This window comes from Floridaenema aerugineum BLCC-F46, from assembly GCF_041929345.1.
GTDB lineage: Bacteria > Cyanobacteriota > Cyanobacteriia > Cyanobacteriales > Aerosakkonemataceae > Floridanema > Floridanema aerugineum.
Genome location: NZ_JBHFNQ010000239.1, coordinates 1 through 1,216 on the forward strand (window position 1 = coordinate 1; position 1,216 = coordinate 1,216).

General features: G+C 37.7%; 1 protein-coding gene. It reads right to left on the reverse strand.

From position 1 onward, the window contains the following. Positions 1 to 1,050: 1,050 nt before the first annotated feature. The coding region (locus ACE1CC_RS33095; protein WP_413274690.1) for a phosphodiester glycosidase family protein at positions 1,051 to 1,216 on the reverse strand (166 nt) is incomplete at its 5' end.

Genomic DNA, 1,216 nt, shown 5'->3' on the forward strand with positions numbered 1-1,216 from the left:
GAAGAATTGGTTTTTTCAACTGCCATTGTTTTGTACCTTTACTCATTTGTTGTTTTTGTTGTTATCGGTGCGAGGCGTTTGCCTTTGCTTCCGACAATATGAACTTATCAATTTTCCTTGGGCTTGTAAAGGGGTAAGAGCAATTTTTTTCAATAACAAATGTAAACAAAACCACTGTACTCCTGCTATTATTTATGTTACAAAATTTTATTTACCCCGTACTATTAGTGACATAAAGTAGGAGATTATTAAGTATTTATTAAGACATTCCTTATACAGAGGACATTGATAAACTAATCTGAAATTGCTATTTATACAAGAATTTGGGCGAATAACCCAACCACATCTAAATGATTTATGAACAACATACCTACCTATTCAAATTAGGTAAAGTAAATCTTTAATGATTAGTAAAAAACTAAATATCCTCAAAAAATAAGCCTCCTCTTCTCAAGGAGACTTAGCATTTGAAAAAAACCGTATGATTCTTAGTCAAGACATTCAGGAGCAAATCTCTCTTTTTTCATTTTTTACTATCTCTGACTGAGACTGGCGGTTGACTGAAGCTGATTTCTTTCTACTAATATTGGCAGCAGACAGCAGCGCATAGTAACTTGAAAAAACAATCTGTTTATATTTGAAATAGAATCCTTCGTCATCCGGTATCAGGCTTTTCACGGAAGTTTTTTCAGAAATATCTCAGTACTTACAGCGCCAGTCCAGTCAAAGAGGTTGACAAAAAGTACAATGTATGGTATAAACTTTTTTGAAATACGGTGCGATCGCTCGCTGGAGTGGACTATTTTTGCGAGCGCACTTACTGGGCGATCGGGGAGCATTTGATTATGTTTACAATACAGGCGGCGACCTCGATCCGAATGTGAGTGCGATCGGTCAAACTGAAGTCTGAGAGCGATCGCTCAAATGTTGCCTACAGGTGTCGGAAATGGCTTTATAGCAACTAGCAGACATAGTTAGCTTTAAAGCAATGAAAAGTTCAAAAAGTTGGGTATCCCAGGCGCTAAAAATGTGCGCCATGGCGCACAAATTCTAAAAAACCAGTAAAACTGATTTGACAGGTCGCTTTACCCAATTTCCCTTGCTGTCCACTTTGCCATAGAACGTCTGCCCTTTGTAATAGAAAGACGAGGAACTGCCACCATCCAAATTCATCGCTTTTTCCACCCCCAACGACTTCATAAACTTAGCTAGTTCT